Consider the following 18,926-nt stretch of genomic DNA (forward strand, 5'->3'; position numbering starts at 1 on the left):
GAATTCCTCTTTAAGTTTATTTGGCGGTAGTCGCTTAGTTAGCCTTGATTTCAAAACCAACGTTTACAGTATTGTAGATGAACTTATCTTTTGCCTTATCTACAGCAGAGCTTTCATCATTGTAGGACAAACCCCAGTCAGTTCTGTCAATGTTAAAGCCTGCTTTTGCAGATATAGCTCCATCTTGTATAGAAACAGCTGCAGGGAATTTAATGTTTTTTGTGGTGCCTCTCATGGTTAGGTTTCCGCTGATCCAATGAGTAGGATTCTCAACCATTTGCTCGCTTAGGGTGTTTGGCGTAAATTCTGTTTCAAACTCTTCTTTGTCTTCGATGGTACTGCCTGCTGTGAAAGGCTCTACAGCTGTAACCTCAAAGGTGGCGCTTGGGTAGTTTGCTACATCAAAAAAGTCAGCAGAGTGAAGGTGACCTTGAAGCTTACCATAGCTTTCACTTCCTTCCTCTATATCATCTATTTTGAGGCCGGTAATATCAAAGGTAAAAGTACCGCTAGTAATGGCTTCTCCTTCAATGCTGATTTCACCACCAGTTACCGGGATGGTTCCAAAATGTTTTCCAGCGGGTTTAAAACCTGTCCATGATACTGCACTTTCTGAGGTGTTGACACTGACTGTTTTGCCAGTGGCTTCGGCTACATCTTGAGCTTCTGTGGTTTCTACTGTTTCGCTTTTTTGGCCGCATGCAACAGCCAATAGGGCACTAGCAAGTAATATGCCGGTTGTTTTAAATAGTTTCATAATTGATCAATTTAGAATGTTCTGTAATTATGTGTATATACATTGAAATTTAAAATTAGGAAAAAAGGTTCAAAATGTCATTAAAAAATCTAGTTTTGAATATTAACTTTAGTAGAAAAAATTGAAGTATAGTTTATTGCATTATTATGGCTTTGATAAAGGAAATAAATGGGAAATGTCCCCAGGTGGGTAAAGATTGTTGGTTGGCGGATAATGCTACTGTGGTGGGAGATGTAATTATGGGAGAGGAATGCACTGTTTGGTTCAATGCGGTAGTTCGGGGGGATGTTCATGAAATTAGGATAGGTAGCCGTACCAATATCCAAGATGGAGCCATCATCCATTGTACCTACCAAAAAGCGGGGACCTATATTGGAGATAATGTTTCTATAGCCCACAATGCCATTGTGCATGGTTGTACCGTCCATGATAATGTTTTGATTGGAATGAATGCTGTAGTAATGGACAATGCGGTGGTTCACAGTGGTGCCGTGATCGCAGCAGGTGCCATAGTTTTGGCAGGTACCATTGTTGAAGAGAATAGTATTTATGCAGGCATTCCGGCAAAAAAGGTGAAAGATACGGGAGATGAAATGCTTGAAGTGATCAAAAGAACTGCAAAGAATTACCCGATGTATTCCAAATGGTATCAATAGGAAAGTATCTGCAACTGAATATTCAATTCGTTTAAGCCAAATAGGGTAGTTAAGAATTTGATCAATTTTCTTGACCTATAAATGGAGAATTAAAATTTATCAGGTTAATATTCTTTTAAAATTTAGCTTTTGACACTGTTATTGGGCGTTTTTGGAAACTATAGATCAAATAGAACAAGGCAGGTAAAATGAAAATGCTTCCAATGAGCAATGCCATGCCTAAGCTGAAAATAGTTGCCTCACCAGCTGCCATTTCTTCCAATGTCAAAGTCATTCCTTTCATGATGATAAAGTCTGGATGTTGGCTAGCAAAAAGTGTTAATAAGATCATGGTAATCTGAAAACCAACCAAAATTCTAGGCCAATATACTTTTTGCTTTTTCAACAAATACCATGTAATAGGAAGTGATGCAGTAGCCAATGCCAAAGCTGTAAAGCCAACAGGATGTTGCGACAATTGTTTGAACAGCTGAATTCCTTCAAGCTCACCTATCAAAAAGACCACAGCGCCCATTGTGACGGTAAGGATGTTCATGCGAAAAGCTTTCTTTCTAAAGAGGTTTCTGTCTTCATCTGTTGTAGCTTCTCCTATCAGATAAACAGCTGCTAGAAAACCACATATGATAACGGTGAAAATCCCAATACTTAGAGGGAATAGTCCTGTCCAAGGTAAGATATATGCGGATAGAAAGTCTGGTGCTTCCGTGTCAATTCTTCCTGAAATTACTGTGCCGGCCAAGATGCCAAGAAAAAAAGGTGTCATAAAAGAAGAGTAGACAAAGATAAGATTGTACACCTTCTGGAAATGATCTTTTACTGCATCATAATGTCTGAATATAAAAGCTGTACCCCTAGCAATAATTCCAATCAGCAATAAGGATAAAGGAATATGCAAGAATACAGACACGGTAGTGTAAATTTCCGGAAAGCCTACAAAAAGGATTACAATGGCAATGATCAGCCACATATGATTGGCTTCCCAGATTGGGCCTATTGCCTGATACGTAAGTAATCGGGTTCGCTCCTTTTGTGAACCTCCTGCAAATAACTCAATAATCCCTGCACCAAAATCAGCTCCTCCAAAAAGAAGGTAAAATAATAGCGATAAGTATAAGAATGCAATAACAACGTAGAGCATGGTTTATTGATTTAGTGGTAACGATAGATCCTGATTTTCTTTTAAGTTTTTGATTTGTCTGATGAGCAGTAAAGATACTATCGCGCTTAGGGATAGGTATATTATCGAATAAAGAATGAATGAATAGACGATTCCCGGCATCGGAGTTACTGCTTCTGAGGTCCTCATTATTCCATAAAGAATCCATGGTTGCCTTCCTACCTCAGTCACAAACCAACCTGCTTCTACAGCTATAAAGCCTAAAGGAGTGGCCAAGGCCAATATTATTAAATACTTTTTAGAGAAAATGTATTTTTTTGATTTCCATAATCCAAACAGCCAAGTGAGTCCTATCAGCATTAATAACGTCCCACAGCCTACCATAATTTGAAATGCAAAGTGGGTTACTGTTACGGGGGGATGTTCTTCTTCAGGGATTTGATCTAGGCCTATTACTTCGGCCTCAAAATCACCATGGGCGAGAAAACTCAATGCTCCAGGGATTTTTATTGCATAATTGACCGTTTTATTTTCTTCATCGGGAATTCCCCCGATAATGAGGTCAGCAGACTCTTCGGTATGAAAATGGGCTTCCATGGCTGCCAATTTAGCAGGCTGTCTTATTGCTACATCTTTGGCTGATATATCTCCACTGATAGGTTGCAATATTGCCGCGATGGCTCCAATGGTCAAAGCAATTTTTAATGCACTTTGGTGAATGGCATTATTTTTTCCTTTTAATAACATCCAGGCATGTATGCCCGCGACAGCAAAGCACGTGGCTACAAAGGCGGCCAAAATCATGTGTAAAGCCTGGCTGAACCAAGCTGCATTGAACATGGCCGCTATTGGGTCAATATTGATGTATTCTCCATTGACAAAATCAAAACCTGCTGGGGAATTCATCCAAGAATTGGCAGCTACTACCAGTATACCGGATGCCAGCCCGCTTACACCAACAACTACTCCTGTGAACCAGTGGAACCATGGGTTGAATTTATCCCAGCCATAGAGAAAAAACCCAAGAGCAATCGCTTCAATAAAGAATGCTGTCCCTTCCAGTGAAAATGGCATCCCAAAAATAGGTCCTGCATGTTTCATGAATTCAGGCCATAGGAGGCCCAATTCAAAAGAAAGCATGGTGCCTGAAACAGCCCCTGTAACAAAGAAAATGGCCACACCTTTGCTCCAAGCTTTGGTGAGAGTTTTGTATTTGTCTTTTCCGGTTTTGAGGTATTTGTAATGGGAAACAGCCATCAGAAATGGCATGATCATGCCTATACAGGCAAATATGATGTGAAAGCCCAGAGAGAGTGCCATTTGGGATCTGGCGGCCATTAAATCATCCATAACGGAAAGGTTAAAAATTCATAAATCCTTGCTTCAATTTACGGTATTTGGGTCATGAAGTTGGCTAGACTAAATTAATAATTATGAGCTGAAAAAATGGTTAAAAGATGGTTTTTTAGGTGGAATAAACTTTTATTGGGTGAGTTGGGCGGTTTTGTGTCTGTTGATTTTACCGGATGTTGTTTCAATGAAATTTTCTATGAAATGAATTTTTTTTGGACAAGCATATTTTTCCAGAACTACTCGCAATTCTTTTTTAAAATTAGCTGCATTCCAATCTGATGGTTCCTGACTTTCGATGATCAATACCACTTGTTCTCCCCATTTACTATGGGGTTCTGAAGAAATGAAATATCGGCTGTTATTGAAGAATTTAATGACTTTAGAAGAGATTGATTTTTCTATTTCTTCCGGTTGAATTTTGATTCCCCCGGAGTTGATGGTGAAATCCGACCGGCCTTTCCAAATGAACTCTTGTGGAGATATAATCTTGACGATATCACTGGTAGTTAATGGATGAAGGGCCATTGGAGCTTTGATGACCAATTGATTGTTTTCATTTGTATTGATTTCGACCCCTGGAAGAACACGGTACACAAGTGGAGCAGTTCCAGAAATTTTTGCCAAGGCAATGTGAGAGACAGTTTCAGTCATGCCGTATGTCTGAAAGCTGTTACAAGGAAGCTTAGCGATTTCTTTTTGCAATTCATTCGAAAGGGGAGCTCCTCCAATAATCAGGCTTCTAATGTTTTTAAGTAGTGGGGTACTTTCAATATCGCCTAAACTGTTCTCTATTTGAGCGGGGACCATTGCTACGAAATCAAACTTTTGATTTTGAGGAAAGCTTTTAAGCGGAAGTCCGTTTGGTTCGATAAGATGGACTTTACTTTTCCATTCCATTGCTCGGACAAGCATCATTTTACCGGCAATCATGGCTGTGTTTAGACAGCAAAGTAGTTTGGAATCAGCAGTTATTTTGAAAAAGTCACCAGTGGCTTTTGCGCTGTTCTCCATTTGGATTCTTTTAATAGAAATGGTTTTGGGTTTACCTGTTGATCCAGAGGTTTGGAGGTTGAATTCTTCTTTACCATTTAACCAATCTTTACAGAACAAAAGGGACTCCTGGAAATATGGAGGGAATAGGCTCCAGTCTCCTTTTTTGATGGCTTCAAAAGTCAATTGATGGTCTTCTATAATGATCATACTTCAAACTAAATTTCCTGCAAATTAAACCATTTTGGGTAGGTTTAAATTCAGAAAGTGAATTTGTGAGGAGTTAAGGCTTTACAAAAATGTCTTGATCCATGATTAATACCGTTGAGGCTATTATCTTGCGTAGAAATCAAAATGAATCAAATTATCAGTTAATATGGATTGGAAAGTAGTCAAGGAATTTGAAGACATTACTTATAAAAAGTGTGGGGGAGTGGCAAGGATTGCCTTTAACCGCCCAGAAGTAAGGAATGCTTTTCGCCCCAAAACAACCAGTGAATTATTTGAAGCTTTTTTGGATGCGAGAGAAGATACATCGATAGGTGTCGTTTTGCTTTCTGCTGAAGGCCCATCACCTAAAGATGGCATTTATTCTTTTTGCAGCGGAGGTGATCAAAAAGCCCGTGGAGAGCAAGGGTATGTAGGTGATGATGGGATGCACCGATTAAATATACTAGAGGTACAGCGTCTGATCAGGTTTATGCCTAAAGTGGTCATTGCTGTGGTTCCAGGTTGGGCCGTCGGTGGAGGGCATAGTCTTCACGTGGTATGTGATTTGACATTGGCTAGTAAAGAACATGCCATTTTTAAGCAAACAGATGCAGACGTTACCAGTTTTGATGGTGGATATGGTTCTGCCTATTTGGCTAAGATGGTTGGTCAAAAGCGTGCCAGGGAAATATTTTTCTTAGGTAGAAACTACTCAGCCCAAGAAGCTTATGAAATGGGAATGGTCAATGCTGTGATCCCCCATGAAGAGTTGGAAGCTACTGCTTTTGAATGGGCTCAGGAAATTTTGGAAAAATCTCCAACATCCATCAAAATGCTGAAGTTTGCTTTCAATTTAACGGATGACGGCATGGTAGGACAGCAAGTGTTTGCAGGTGAAGCCACTCGCTTGACCTACATGACAGAGGAAGCGAAGGAAGGAAGAAATGCTTTCTTGGAAAAACGAAAACCTAACTTTAAGGATATTAAGTGGATTCCTTAATGTAATTGAATTTCAGACCTGCATGCTACCACACGGAATAATGCAGGTCTTTTTTTATTTTGCCCTAATAACCTAAGTACCATGAAGAAAATTTTATTGGCGGTAGCCATATGGCTTTTAGCAATCCATGCAGATGCACAAACTAAAACATCTTTAAAATCATCACCACTTTCTGATGGGACTCCTTCTAGTGTAGGCATGTCTTCAGAACGACTGAATAAGATTGGGGAAATGCTCAGTGATGAAGTGAATTCAGGAAATATACCCGGGGCGGTAGCCTTGATCGCTAAAGATGGGAAAATTGTGTTCCACCAAGCATATGGGATGGCAGATAATACTGCTGGTGTTGAAATGAAGAAAGACGCAATTTTTAGAATTGCTTCCCAAACCAAAGCCATTACTTCCACAGCAGTCATGATCCTGTGGGAAGAGGGACAGTTTCAATTGGATGACCCCATTTCAAAGTATATTCCCGAGTTTAAAAATCCACAAGTATTAAGCGGATTCAAATATGCAGACACCACTTATAGTACAATCCCTGCGAACAAAGAAATTACTATCAGGCATTTATTGACACATACATCAGGCTTAGGTTATGGAGTAATCGATGGTGATGAAAGGATGAGGATGATCTACGACAAGGCAGGGGTGACTGACCTTTTTACCGCAGAAAATATAACGATCGGTGAGAGTGTAAAGAAGCTGGCCAAACTGCCATTACACTTTAATCCCGGTGAGCAGTATCGGTACAGTGAAGGTTTGGATGTTTTAGGGTATTTAGTAGAAGTAGTTTCGGGAAAGCCTTTTGATGAGTTTTTAAGGGAAAGAATTTTCGATCCGTTGGGAATGGATGATACTTGGTTCTATCTCCCTAAAAATAAAGAAAATAGGTTGGTTACTGTGCAAGAGAAGAAGGATGGGAAATGGATGCCCTACCCCGTCACTTTTTATGACACCAATTATCCGAAGGCTGGAGCTAGAGCTTTCTTTTCAGGTGGAGCGGGCTTGAGTAGTACAGCCAAGGACTATGCAACTTTTTTACAGATGTATTTGAATGAAGGTCACCTGAACGGCGTAAGAATCTTGAGTAGAACAACTGTAGCATCTATAATGGGGAATCAAACTGGAGATTTATTTGGAGGAGATAACAAATACTACGGTTTGGCTTTTGGTGTGGTGACCGAGAAAGGAGAGGGGCACGGAGGAATGGGGAGTGCAGGTACTTTTGATTGGGGAGGATATTTCAATACCCAATATTTTGCCGATCCACAAGAGCAAGTTATTGGCATTCTGATGAAGCAGACCCAAGGTAGAGTGAATGACCAGACAGGCTGGAAATTCAGACAGATGGTTGGGGCTGCAGTAGATGATTAAATGAAAATAAACAATAAGGGAGGCTAAGCTTCCCTTATTGTTTATTTTTTTAAAATAGTCAATAAGTAATCTTTGACTATTTTTAGAATGTTGGTGTTTTGAGTACTTTCAGAAGTTATTTCCAATAACCTTGGCCTAATAGATGGGTGGTAGAAATCTCGCAAGGCTTCATCTAGCCCCTCTTTATTGGAAGCAGCTGAATAGTGAAAGTTAAAATCTTTGGCCAAGTTTTCAGCATTTAGAGATTGTTTGGTTTCAAAGAATTCTTCCAGTTCAGGTTGCCTGCTAGGACCGTCAATTAAGCGGAATATACCTCCAGCGTGGTTGTTCAAAAGAACAACTCTTAGATTGTTGTAAGTGTAATTGTGCCAAAAGGCATTACGATCATAGAAAAATGCCAAATCACCAGTAAATAAAGTAACAAAGTCTTTAGTGGTGAAGGTACAACCTACTGCTGTACTGTTGGAACCATCTATGCCGCTTGTGCCACGGTTACAAATGATTTCCTGCTTTCTTGGTCCGAGAAAGTTGACATAACGTACTGCCATGCTATTGGCCAAGTGTATTTTAGAGTGTTCAGGAACCTTGTTCAGAATAGTTTCAATTGCTTTCCATTCCCCAAATTCAGCATTCTCTAATGCCTCTGGTAAGCTATGGCCGATACTTTCATTAGCGACTTTCCATGCTTTTGAAAACTCACTTTCCTTAGCCTGTAAGCTTTCAGACAAGAACTTTAAAAATGAAGTTGACGATGAATCTATTAGTTTGGAAAGACCTTGAAAAGTATCTGGGCTATATCCTCCAGGTTGGATATGCCAGTGTTCGGCACCAGACTTTCTTAGGAATAGTTTTAGTGATTTGGAAATAATGGACTTTCCAAAGCTTATAATTAAGTCGGGGTAGAGCTCTCCATGACCATAGATAGGTAGAAATTGATCATGGTAATTGATCGTATGTTCAGATTGTAGATTTGAAATTGTATCAGTTACTACTACAGCTTGATGTCTCTTTGCGATTTGATCAATAAATTCCTGACTTTTTCTACAAGGAGTTTGTTGTCCCGGAACAATCAGGATCCGATTAAACCTTTCAAGTGTATTTTTGAGTTTAATTTTCGCTTCCTCCCCTAATGTTATTTCACTTTGGACTTGATCCACAATGGGAACGGGGAGAGCGTAATTAAAAGCTTCATTAACGTCAGGATAAAATGGTTCCCTCAGGGGAATGTTGATGTGGACAGGACCAGCAGGGAAATTACTGGAATTATTAATGGCCTCATTGATGATTCTGTGGGCATGCCAAATCTTATCATCCGTAGAAAACTCATCGGGGAAAGTATAACTCGACTTGATGTGGTTTCCGTAAATTTTTTCTTGCCTGATCGTTTGTCCATCCCACTGGTCAATCCATTCCGCTGGTCTGTCGGCAGTGATGACAAGTAGTGGGATTTGCTGAAAGTAGGCTTCGGCCACAGCAGGAGCATAATTAAGGGCTGCAGTTCCACTGGTACAAACCAAGACAACAGGTTTTTTTAACTGTTGGGCCATCCCTAATGCAATAAATGCAGCAGAACGCTCATCTGAAATAGTCCTACAATGTAATTCTGGATGCCTTGCAAAAGCCAAGGTAATAGGTGCACATCTTGACCCAGGAGACAAGATGATGTTTTTGATTCCTTTGCGTGCGCAAATGGCCGCCAAGTCTACGATCGGTTGGATTATCAAGGTTTCGTTATTGAATGAATTTTCCGATTATATCACATTTCATGGAAGTTTCTTCCCATTCCTTTTCGGGAATAGAGTCTTCGGTAACTCCTGCGCCAGCATACAGGATAACTTCGTTGTTTATGAATTGAGTTGTCCTCAGATTAACATAGATAGCAGTTTGGTTTTCGATGTTGACTGGGCCGATAAATCCGGAAAAAAAAGACCTGTCGAACTTTTCATTTTCTATGATAAAGTCCATGGCTTTTTCTTTTGGTGATCCACAAACTGCAGAAGTAGGGTGTAAAAGTTTTAACATGACCGATCCCAATTGAGGGAAATTGGTAGCTTCCATATCGACCCTGAAGTCCGATCTTAAGTGAAGAAGATTTCCTGCCAAGACTGTTTTTGGACCATTTTCCTCGTATTCCCTTAGTCTTATTTTTTTGAAGTTGTTGACAATATATCGACTAACTAATGCTTGTTCTTCGATTTCTTTTTGGGTCCAAGCAGCATTTTTAATAGGATTGTCTCCCGAGGCTTTTTGTGTGCCTGCAAGTGCCATGGTATAGAAATATTGCCCTTCTGTTTTGATCAATACTTCAGGAGTGGCACCAAGCCAAGTGCCTACACTGGGGATATGGAAGAAATTGACAAAGGCATTTGGATAGTTTTTACAAAGCTCCAAGAAGGTTTTGGTAAGGTCAAATCCTTCTTTTAACTGCAATTTTTTCATTCTGGCCGGAACTACTTTTGCAATCTCTCCTTCACTAATGGATTGGATACCTTTATGGACGATTTCTATAAAGTCTTCTTTGGTAGTAGGATTACATGATTCCCCGGGTGTTTGAGTGTAGAGTTGCTTGAGGTGGTTCCTAATCTGTTTTTTAGTTTGTGTTTGATCCAACTGAACAGATTTGAACTTTTCTGTAACATCTGGTATTTCAGGAAGGTCTATATTTATTTTAAAATAGTCAGAAGCTTCCAAGAAAAATGCCTTTTGGTCCTCTTGATCTCCAAATGGGTGCGCAATGAAACCCTCGGGAAGTGTGTCGAGTTCAAGTTCAACACGTTTGATTTTATCAGTCTTATCAAGGATAAGTTGGATTTCATTGTTTTTGGGTGATTTCCAAACTGCGATTTGATGCCCGCCTATCAAGGCATGGTGCACTAGGCAATCTATAGTTTTCTCTTGGGTAGTTAGAGAAGTTTTTACGGTTGATATACTCATCTTTGTTTTTTATCGAGGACAGCAATGGTGATCCTGCTCACACACGTCAATTCTTTAGTTTCAGAGAAAATTTTAATTTCCCAAATTTGGGTCTTTCCTCCAATGTGAAGGGGCTTGGCAATACCTTCTACTAAACCTGACCGGACAGATTTGATATGGTTGGCATTGATTTCCAGTCCCACGCAATATTGCTTGTCCGTGTCAATGCAACAGGTAGCTGCCACACTTCCTAATGTTTCCGCCAAGACTAAGTTGGCTCCTCCATGTAACAAGCCTAGGGGCTGTTTTGTTCGATGATCCACCGGCATGGTTGCCGCTAAATAGTCCTCACCTATTTCGGTAAAGCGGATACCAAGATGTTCGCCCATGTTGCCTTCGCCCAACTTGTTCAGTAAATCAACGTGGAGGTTTTCGTTAAATATCATGAATTTTGGAATAAAAAACGTTTTCTTTGAAAATCGTTAACAAAAATACAGAATCTTGGGTACTAAAAAAATCTTCATTGTTCGTCATGGACAAACAGATTATAACTTAAAAGGAGTAGTGCAAGGGAGTGGGATTGATGCACCCATTAATGAGACTGGAATCAAGCAAGCAGCGGCCTTTTATGAAAGCCATAAGCATATTAAGTTCGATAGGATATATTATACTGGCTTACAAAGAACAAAACAATCCATAGCTTCATTTTTAAGAAATGGAACACCACATGAAGCGGTTCCGGACTTCAATGAAATCAGTTGGGGTAAATATGAAGGGGTGCCCATGAGCAAAGATGAACATACTTATTACCAAAGTATGTTGAGTAAATGGTCAGAAGGAGAACTGGATTATGCAATCGAAGGAGGTGAGTCTCCCAATATGGTATATAAAAGATTGAAAAAAGGGCTTGACTATGTGATGTCAAAAGGAGGAGAGACTGTGCTGATTTGTATGCATGGGAGAGCCATGCGTGTGATGTTGAGTTTAATGTTAGAGTATGACCTGCGTTTTATGGATGTATTTGATCACCATAATTTGGGGTACTACGAACTGACAGTGAAGGATGATGGTAAGTTTTTACTTGATCGCTATAACTATGTGAAGCATTTAAAAGTTAAAGGATTGATTGGATAGACTTGGCCTTTTTCTTATCAATTTTGTCATAGAAAGCACTAAGAAGCTCTTCATAGTTTTCCTTACATTCACTCAAGTCAATTATTCTAAATGCGACTTCTTGTAGAGGTTTCCAAGTTGATCTATTGACTTGAACCATGGTTTGGCCAAATTGGCACTTATCAAAGTCACATTCAGATACCTGGATAAAGAGTACAGCATCCGAATTCCCATTGTAGGTTTTGGTACTAAACTTATCTTCGAAGTTCGTTTCAATATACTTTGTACTTGAATCCAGTTGTTTTAACTCGTTTTTGCTAAAGATGACCACGAAGGTTTTTTCTTCCGGATTATTACAAAAAGCGGAAGATACTATTAGGGTGAATAGCGTCAGTAATACAAATTGCTTCATATAGAAATATAAAAAAATAATAACGACTTAGCAAGTACATTTGGTTTTGTCAGGGAAAAAAATACTAACAGATGCTAAAATGAATTCTGTTTGTTCAGAACATTAAAAAAGGCTGCCCGTTTGGACAGCCTTTATATTATTTGCTTTTTGTAGTTCTAGTGCTTCTTTTTTTCTTTGGAAGTGTTTCGTCTTCAATTTCGTCAGCAACATCAGCTAAAATTCTTCCGCAATGTTCACAAACGATGATTTTTTTCTTCTCACGAATATCGGCCTGCCTTTGTGGAGGGACGATATTGAAACATCCACCACAAGCGCCTCTTTTCACTTCCACAACAGCCAAACCATTTTTGGCATTGTTTCTTATTTTTTTGTAAGACTTAAGAATACGCTCTTCAATTTTCTTGGTAGCTTTTTCTCTTTCAGTCTTTAGCTTGTTTTCTTCAGCTTCACTTTCAGCTACGATAGTGTCAAGCTCATCTTTCTTGGTGTCAAGATCTTTCTTGCGATCTTTCAAAGTCTCATCAAGTTCAGCAAGGTCTTTTTTCTTGCCTTCAATTCTTACTTCGGCTTCACCAATTTTTTTTCTGGAAACTTGGATCTCCAAATCCTGCAATTCCAACTCTTTGGTAATGGCGTCATACTCACGGTTGTTTCTGACGTTCATTTGTTGGTCTTGGTATTTTTTGATCAGCTTCTCAGATTCCTTGATAGCTTCTTTGTGTTTCTTGATTTCGTCCTCAAGGGCCAAGATGTCATTGTTGAATTTCTCTAACCTCGTCTCGTAACCAGCTATCTCGTCTTCTAAGTCTTGAACTTCTTCAGGAAGGGCTCCTCTTATTTTAAAAATAGCGTCTAAACGGGAATCTATTTTTTGAAGATTATAGATGGCATCAAGTTTCTGTGCAACTGTACTTTCCATGTACTATATGTAAGTTATGGGATTCGTAATGACTTTTGTCAAATAGAGTGCAATATTACTAAAATTTTGTGACAATAACTCTAATAATAAATCTTTTGTATAAATTTCACTTTCGTAATGACCAATGTCAGATATAACTATTTGATTTTCAGCATCAAAGAATTCGTGGTATTTTATGTCTGATGTGATGAACATATCTGCCTTGGCTCTTTTGGCTGCGCCAAGAAGAAATATACCTGCTCCACCACAAACTGCTACTTTTCTTATTGGCTTATTTCTTAGTGAAGTGTGTTTGATCACTGAAAGGTGCATGGATTCCTTTAGATGAAGTAGAAAGGATTTTTCTTCCATTTCCTCATTAAGTTCACCGACCATACCGGAGCCCACTTCCTGATTTTCGTTTTCAATGGACTGTAGATAATAAGCCACTTCTTCATAAGGGTGGGTTTCTTTGAGTGCTTTTAAGATGTTGCCCTGTAAATAGGAAGGAAAGATTACCTCTATTCTGTTTTCTTTAACTTTAGAAATAGTACCCTTTTCTCCAATAGTCGGATTGGACTGATCAGATGGGAGAAAGGATCCAGTGCCTTCCACGCTGAAGCTGCAATTGCTATATTCGCCAATGTCTCCAGCTCCGGCATTATAGAGTCCTTCAAGTACTTTGTCTGTTTCCTCTGTTGGAATAAAAGTAGTTAGTTTGGAGAGTAGGCCTTTTTTGGGGGCCAGGACCTTTGTGTTGGTAAGTCCTATCTTGTCACAAATTCTTTTATTGACACCTGTGTGGATATTGTCAAGGTTGGTGTGAATGGCAAAAATGGCAATGTCATTTTTGATGGCTTTGATTACGGTTCTTTCTACATAGTTTTTTCCAGTCAGACTTTTGAGCCCTTTAAAGACAATAGGATGGTGGGCTACGATCATGTTGCAACCTAGATCGATCGCTTCCTGTACAACTTCTTCAGTTACATCCAATGTACACAAAATGCCTTTTACCTTATCATCAGGGTTTCCGGTGATCAGTTGTGCATTATCATAAGATTCTTGATAAGCGGGAGGGGCAATGCTTTCGAGGTAAGATACTACGTCTCTAATCAAATTAACCATATATTTGTATTTACCGTTTGATTCAAAAGTATAAAAAAATAAGGAATGCGGCCCTATCAGTTTTTTCTATATCCATTTTCAGTTTTATATGATGGCCTCACCAGCTTGAGGAACAGAATGTTTGATAGGGGAGTGAAAAAAAGTGTGGTTTTTGAAATACCTACAATTGTCGTGGGTAACCTTTCCATGGGCGGGACAGGGAAAACTCCCATGGTAGAATTTCTGATTGAAGCCTTTAAAGATAATTATGAGGTGGCTACTCTAAGCCGTGGCTATGGACGGAAAACCCAGGGATATCTCCTTGCTAAGTCCAGTATAAAACCAGAAGAATTGGGCGATGAGCCCTTTCAGATATATACTAAATATGGGAATGAAATAACTGTGGCAGTTGGGGAGCAAAGAATTTTGGCCATTCCCCAAATCATGGCTGACAGGCCAGCAACAGAATTGATTTTGTTGGATGATGCTTTTCAACATCGGTATGTTAAAGGTGGTTTTAATCTGTTGTTGACGACTTTTCAGCGTCCCTTTTTTACTGATCATGTGGTTCCTATGGGGACTTTGCGGGAAAGTCGAGAAGGAGCTCAAAGGGCCAATGTAGTTGTAGTTACAAAATGCCCAGATGATGTAAGTGAAGCAGTGAGAGAGCAATATGAAAAGGAAATTCGGTTTTACACTAAGAAAAAATGTCCTGTTTTTTTTGCTGGTTTGGAGTATGGAAAACCATATAATATTCAGTCGGGTAAAGTAGCTGGATTGGATAATGTGGTTCTTTTAAGTGGAATAGCAAATAGTAGACTGTTGGTAGAGAAAGTGGAGAGCAAATACAACCTTTTAGAAACCCTTGAGTACAGCGATCATCATCATTATTCAGAGAAAGATGTCTTACATATTTTGGAGAGATTGAAGGCGTATAAGGATAAATCCCCAGTTTTAATTACGACTGAAAAAGATGCTGTAAAACTTAAAGCCGATAAATTTCTTAGATATTTGCAAGAAATTCCGATTTTTGCGTTACCTGTTCAGGTAAAAATGGAAGAGAAACAAAAGAATGCCCTATTGGAACTTACGTCAACGGCCATCAGAAATAAAGGTTACCAAAGTGAAGTTTAAGCACCTATTTATTACAATTTTAGCACTACTGGCTTTTGGTCAAAAAACTTTTTCTCAAACTGAACCAAATAGAAATCCAGGACAGGGAGAAGGAGAGCAAACCAAAAGGGGCTTGATCGATGATTCTACCAAAATGGTATATGGTCCTAAGACTTCTTTGTATTTTCTTCAAAGGAGCCTTCGGTACAATAAACCGGAAAAGACCCCATTGGATACTGGGCTTACTGATTTTCACAATTTTGAACCAGTTTTTAAGAGTGGTAATAAATATCAGGATTTAGGGAATTTAGGAAGTGCTGCCAAGCCGGTTTATTATCAGCTTCCTGATCAAATTGGAGCTACCTCAGGTTTTAATGTTTATGATTTGTATTATCATTCCCCAGATAGCTTGAGGTATTTTGATACCAAATCACCCTATACCAAATTGGAAGCTTTTTATGGTGGTGGTAACAGGAATATGCTTAATGTCGCTTTTGCGAGGAATATCAATCCTAGGTGGAATATAGGGTTTAATTATAATACCATTAGGGCCAGAAAAACACTTAACCCTAATGCCAGGGATGATAATATGGTGGAACAAAATACATATTCTATCCATACAAATTACCGTTCTGAAAATGAAAAGTACTTTCTGCTGGCAAATTTCTCAAGAATGCATCATGCCGTCTTCGAGCAGGGAGGGATCATTCCATTAGAAGTGGATAGTACCTCTCTCCAGTTTACTTACGAGGATGCCAAGGTGTGGCTGAGCAATAGCCGTGCAACGGATTTAAGGCAGGATTATCATTTGTATCATCAATATGAAATCTTAAAAGGTTGGCAGATTTATCATGTTTTTGATAAGAAAAAGCAATCAGTTTCTTTTTGGTCCGACTTGACCACTAGCGATTCAGCTTTTTTTAATCAATACAATAACAACAGGTTTATCAATCAGGATACTACCGCCAATTATCACCATTTTTCAGAAGTAAGGAACGAGGCTGGTTTTAAAGGAGATTTTGGACCGGTTTATTATAATGCGTTTGTAAAATTTAGGACAGGACGAATGACCAGTCCCAATTTTGAAGCCGATAACCGTTTTAATGAGGTGTACGTCGGTGGCGCCTTAAGGGGGGAGATTAATGAGAATTGGTCTTTTGAAGCAGATGGTGAGTATCTTGTTCCGAATGGTTATAGGGTAAACGGATATTTCATATCTCCATTTTTGGATTTGAGTTATACCAAAGCTTCTTACAAGCCCACATTGATGCAAGAAATGTATCGAGGAAACCATTATCAATGGACCAATAATTTTTCAAACATTGGAGTGGATCAGATCAAAGGAGAAATTAAGCTGGATTTTGCCAGTATTTCAATCAGGCCTTCATTGACTTTGAATAGGGTGAATAATTATATTTATTTTAATGAAAATCAGATAGCCGAGCAAGTCAATGGAGAAGCGTTTATGGTGACTCCAGGGGTGAGGGCTGATTTTACCTTTTGGAAAAAACTAAGGTGGCAGAGTGAAGTGATTCATACAACGATTACAGGTGATGCTGAAGATAAATTTAGAATTCCAGAATTGTATGTCAGAAGTAGGTTGTTTTTTGATGGGCCTATGTTTGATGAACACCTGTTTATTCAGTTTGGTGTAGAAGGCAGGTATAAAAGCGATTATTATGCTGAAGCTTATATGCCGGCTACCCAGCAGTTTTATTTGCAGAACGACTTTAATGTTTATGCTTATCCGGTTTTGGATGCATTCATTAATTTAAGAATTAACAGGACAAGGGTTCTGTTCCGCTATAATCATTTAAATAGTGGTTTTATGTCCGAGCCAGGGTATTATGTAACACCAGAATACACAGGGTTGAAGGGGATGTTGGATTTAGGGATTAGTTGGTATTTCTTTGATTAGTGAAGGTATGAGTTGGGAAGAAAGTACAAAAAACAAGATGCTGAACCTACACTTGCCTACGGATCCTAGGTGGGTGGATATTGCTTCGATGAATTTGGAGGATATATTGGTAGATCATGCTTATTGTGAGCAAAAAGCGGCTTCCTCTTGTATTTCTTTGATTCTTAGATTTCCTGATTTGGATGAACTTGTGGATGTGCTTACACCTGTTGTGGCTGAAGAATGGGCTCATTTTGAGAGGGTGATGGAGCAAATCAGAAAGAGGGGTTTCAATTTTGGGTTTCCTAGAAAGGATGTTTACGTGGTCAAGCTGTATGAATTTGTCCGTAAAGGAGGTTCCAGAATGGATCAATTGACAGAACATTTATTGATGAATGCTTTGATTGAGGCAAGAAGCTGTGAACGGTTTAAATTACTTTGGAAGAATATTCCCGATAAAGAGCTTCAACAGTTTTATTATGAACTGATGATTTCTGAGGCGGGTCATTACGTTAACTTTTTAGAGTTAGCTCGAAAATATCAAGATCCAGAAAAGGTAAACAAAAGATGGCAGGAATGGTTGACTTTTGAAGGAGAAGTGCTAAAAGGTATGGAAGTGCGCTCGGATAGAATGCACTAAAAGCGCTTGTAGACTTTTGATAGAGAAGGTTGAGTTTTTTTCTGTTAAATATTGGTTTGGTGTAGTTTTTATTAATAATATAAGGCTGATTTTTACCAAAAAGAAAGGACTTTTGTTCTAAAGTGGACACGTTATGGAATTGCTCGAAAATATAAAGGAAGCCATTAGGTCTATTAAGTCCAACTGGCTTAGAACCATTTTGACAGGGCTGATTATAGCCATTGGTATTACCTCTTTGGTGGGTATGTTGACGGCTATAGATGGAATGAAGGCACAGATTGAAGAGAGCTTCTCAGGCTTTGGTGCAAATAATTTCGATGTAAGGTCTAAAAACCTTTCTGGTCAGAGTAGGACAATGGAAGGAGTCAGGGAAAAGCAATTCCCTCCTGTGAGTTTTCGCCAGGCCTCTGAATTCAAGGAAAATTATTCCGCAAGGGGACTTTCTACAATTTATTGCTGGATTACTGGTGCTGCAGAAGTAAAAAGAGGTTCTGAAACTACTAACCCCAATACGAGAATTGTTGGGGTAGATGAAAACTATTTGTTGCTCAAAGGTTTGGATTTAGAGAGAGGGCGAAACTTCAGTAATGTTGAGATCAGGTATGGTAATAATGTTTGTATAATAGGTAGTGAGATTCTCAAAACATTGTTTGAGAACCATGAGGACCCTTTGGGGGATTATGTGTCATTTTTTGGTAATCGATATACCATTGTGGGGGTTCTAGAAGAACAAGGTGCTGTTGGTGGAGATTCTGGCGCAGATAGGAATATTTTTATACCCATTGAAAATGCATCAAGGCTAGATCAGACAGGTAATTTTAGGTATACCATTACTGCTTCAGCGTCAGATCCTACCAAGATGGATTATGAAATGGGGCAAGCAACTGGAGTGATGAGACAGGTGAGAGAGGACAGGATTGGAGAGGAAGACTCTTTTGAAGTGATAAAATCCAATAATGTGGGAGAAAGCTTGGAAGAAGTTGCTGGTTATTTGAGAATTGGTGGTTTTAGCATTGGGTTTATTACATTGCTTGGTGCTTCGGTGGGGCTTATGAATATCATGTTGGTTTCCGTAACGGAGCGTACCCGAGAGATAGGCGTTAGAAAAGCTCTAGGAGCTACACCAAAAAAAATACGCCAACAGTTTTTGATTGAAGCGATAGTAATTTGTGTAATTGGTGGAGCTTTTGGTGTGTTACTTGGGATTGGGATAGGGAATATTGTTGCTAGTTTTGTAGGGCCTGGAGGTTTTTTGATTCCATGGATGTGGATGATCCTGTCTTTCGTTGTATGTATTATCGTAGGTTTGATCTCCGGTGTAATCCCTGCTATTAAGGCCAGTAAACTCGATCCGATCGAAGCTTTGAGGTACGAATAAA

Annotated in this window: 18 protein-coding genes; 8 read left to right on the plus strand and 10 right to left on the minus strand. The window is 39.2% G+C overall.

Annotation, left to right across the window (positions count from 1 at the left end; all coding sequences use genetic code 11):
• Positions 1-34 precede the first annotated feature (34 nt).
• Positions 35-757: a YceI family protein gene (locus tag JL001_RS11290; protein WP_200976179.1), complete on the minus strand. Its 723-nt coding sequence runs from the start codon at positions 755-757 to the stop codon at positions 35-37.
• Between the two features lie 146 nt (positions 758-903).
• Here JL001_RS11290 and JL001_RS11295 point away from each other — a divergent pair, with 146 nt between their 5' ends.
• Positions 904-1,413, plus strand: a complete 510-nt coding sequence (locus tag JL001_RS11295) for a gamma carbonic anhydrase family protein (protein ID WP_200976180.1) — start codon at positions 904-906, stop codon at positions 1,411-1,413.
• A 115-nt stretch (positions 1,414-1,528) separates the two neighbouring features.
• Here the strand turns inward: JL001_RS11295 and JL001_RS11300 are convergent, their stop codons facing one another.
• From JL001_RS11300 to JL001_RS11310, 3 genes are all read right to left on the minus strand, one after another.
• A complete protein-coding gene (locus JL001_RS11300) occupies positions 1,529-2,551 on the minus strand; it encodes a cytochrome d ubiquinol oxidase subunit II (RefSeq protein WP_200976181.1) in 1,023 nt (340 codons plus the stop codon).
• Between the two features lie 3 nt (positions 2,552-2,554).
• Complete coding sequence (locus JL001_RS11305; RefSeq protein ID WP_200976182.1) at positions 2,555-3,880, minus strand: cytochrome ubiquinol oxidase subunit I; 1,326 nt, start codon at positions 3,878-3,880, stop codon at positions 2,555-2,557.
• A 132-nt stretch (positions 3,881-4,012) separates the two neighbouring features.
• Complete coding sequence (locus JL001_RS11310; RefSeq protein WP_200976183.1) at positions 4,013-5,083, minus strand: AMP-binding protein; 1,071 nt, start codon at positions 5,081-5,083, stop codon at positions 4,013-4,015.
• Positions 5,084-5,249: 166 nt separating this feature from the next.
• Here JL001_RS11310 and JL001_RS11315 point away from each other — a divergent pair, with 166 nt between their 5' ends.
• Positions 5,250-6,083 (plus strand): 1,4-dihydroxy-2-naphthoyl-CoA synthase, encoded by an 834-nt coding sequence (locus tag JL001_RS11315; RefSeq protein ID WP_200976184.1) that lies wholly within the window; start codon positions 5,250-5,252, stop codon positions 6,081-6,083.
• Positions 6,084-6,164: 81 nt separating this feature from the next.
• Complete coding sequence (locus JL001_RS11320; RefSeq protein ID WP_200976185.1) at positions 6,165-7,457, plus strand: serine hydrolase; 1,293 nt, start codon at positions 6,165-6,167, stop codon at positions 7,455-7,457.
• A gap of 41 nt (positions 7,458-7,498) precedes the next feature.
• On the opposite strand, the gene menD is transcribed toward JL001_RS11320, so the two are convergent.
• Genes menD through JL001_RS11335 form a run of 3 tightly spaced genes read right to left on the minus strand, consistent with a single transcriptional unit; the run spans position 7,499 to position 10,816 of the window.
• Positions 7,499-9,181, minus strand: coding sequence for a 2-succinyl-5-enolpyruvyl-6-hydroxy-3-cyclohexene-1-carboxylic-acid synthase (gene menD, locus JL001_RS11325; protein WP_200976186.1), 1,683 nt, complete (start codon positions 9,179-9,181; stop codon positions 7,499-7,501).
• Positions 9,182-9,188: 7 nt separating this feature from the next.
• Complete coding sequence (locus JL001_RS11330; protein WP_200976187.1) at positions 9,189-10,391, minus strand: chorismate-binding protein; 1,203 nt, start codon at positions 10,389-10,391, stop codon at positions 9,189-9,191.
• Entirely contained in the window at positions 10,388-10,816 is a 429-nt protein-coding gene (locus JL001_RS11335) for a hotdog fold thioesterase (protein WP_200976188.1), read from the minus strand. Before JL001_RS11335 ends, JL001_RS11330 begins: the two co-directional genes overlap by 4 nt.
• A 55-nt stretch (positions 10,817-10,871) precedes the next feature.
• Here JL001_RS11335 and JL001_RS11340 point away from each other — a divergent pair, with 55 nt between their 5' ends.
• Positions 10,872-11,504, plus strand: a complete 633-nt coding sequence (locus JL001_RS11340) for a histidine phosphatase family protein (protein ID WP_200976189.1) — start codon at positions 10,872-10,874, stop codon at positions 11,502-11,504.
• Here the strand turns inward: JL001_RS11340 and JL001_RS11345 are convergent.
• The 3 genes from JL001_RS11345 to JL001_RS11355 form a co-directional block, all read right to left on the minus strand.
• Entirely contained in the window at positions 11,485-11,895 is a 411-nt protein-coding gene (locus tag JL001_RS11345) for a hypothetical protein (RefSeq protein WP_200976190.1), read from the minus strand. The two genes, JL001_RS11340 and JL001_RS11345, sit on opposite strands and share 20 nt — an antisense overlap.
• A 136-nt stretch (positions 11,896-12,031) precedes the next feature.
• A complete protein-coding gene (locus tag JL001_RS11350) occupies positions 12,032-12,814 on the minus strand; it encodes a zinc ribbon domain-containing protein (RefSeq protein WP_200976191.1) in 783 nt (260 codons plus the stop codon).
• A gap of 3 nt (positions 12,815-12,817) precedes the next feature.
• Positions 12,818-13,918 (minus strand): Nif3-like dinuclear metal center hexameric protein, encoded by a 1,101-nt coding sequence (locus tag JL001_RS11355; RefSeq protein WP_200976192.1) that lies wholly within the window; start codon positions 13,916-13,918, stop codon positions 12,818-12,820.
• Between the two features lie 45 nt (positions 13,919-13,963).
• Between JL001_RS11355 and lpxK the strand changes: the two genes are divergently transcribed.
• The 4 genes from lpxK to JL001_RS11375 all read left to right on the plus strand — a co-directional run bounded on the left by lpxK (position 13,964) and on the right by JL001_RS11375 (position 18,925).
• Positions 13,964-15,031: a tetraacyldisaccharide 4'-kinase gene (gene lpxK, locus JL001_RS11360; protein WP_200976193.1), complete on the plus strand. Its 1,068-nt coding sequence runs from the start codon at positions 13,964-13,966 to the stop codon at positions 15,029-15,031.
• On the plus strand, positions 15,021-16,928 hold the full coding sequence (locus JL001_RS11365) for a putative porin (RefSeq protein WP_236252783.1): 1,908 nt from the start codon (positions 15,021-15,023) through the stop codon (positions 16,926-16,928). Before lpxK ends, JL001_RS11365 begins: the two co-directional genes overlap by 11 nt.
• Before the next feature lie 7 nt (positions 16,929-16,935).
• Complete coding sequence (locus JL001_RS11370) at positions 16,936-17,547, plus strand: tRNA-(ms[2]io[6]A)-hydroxylase (protein ID WP_200976195.1); 612 nt, start codon at positions 16,936-16,938, stop codon at positions 17,545-17,547.
• Between the two features lie 133 nt (positions 17,548-17,680).
• Positions 17,681-18,925, plus strand: coding sequence for an ABC transporter permease (locus tag JL001_RS11375; protein ID WP_200976196.1), 1,245 nt, complete (start codon positions 17,681-17,683; stop codon positions 18,923-18,925).
• The last annotated feature ends 1 nt before the right edge of the window (position 18,926 follow it).

Origin of the sequence: Echinicola sp. 20G, assembly GCF_015533855.1 — a bacterium.
In the GTDB taxonomy this organism is placed as follows: domain Bacteria; phylum Bacteroidota; class Bacteroidia; order Cytophagales; family Cyclobacteriaceae; genus Echinicola.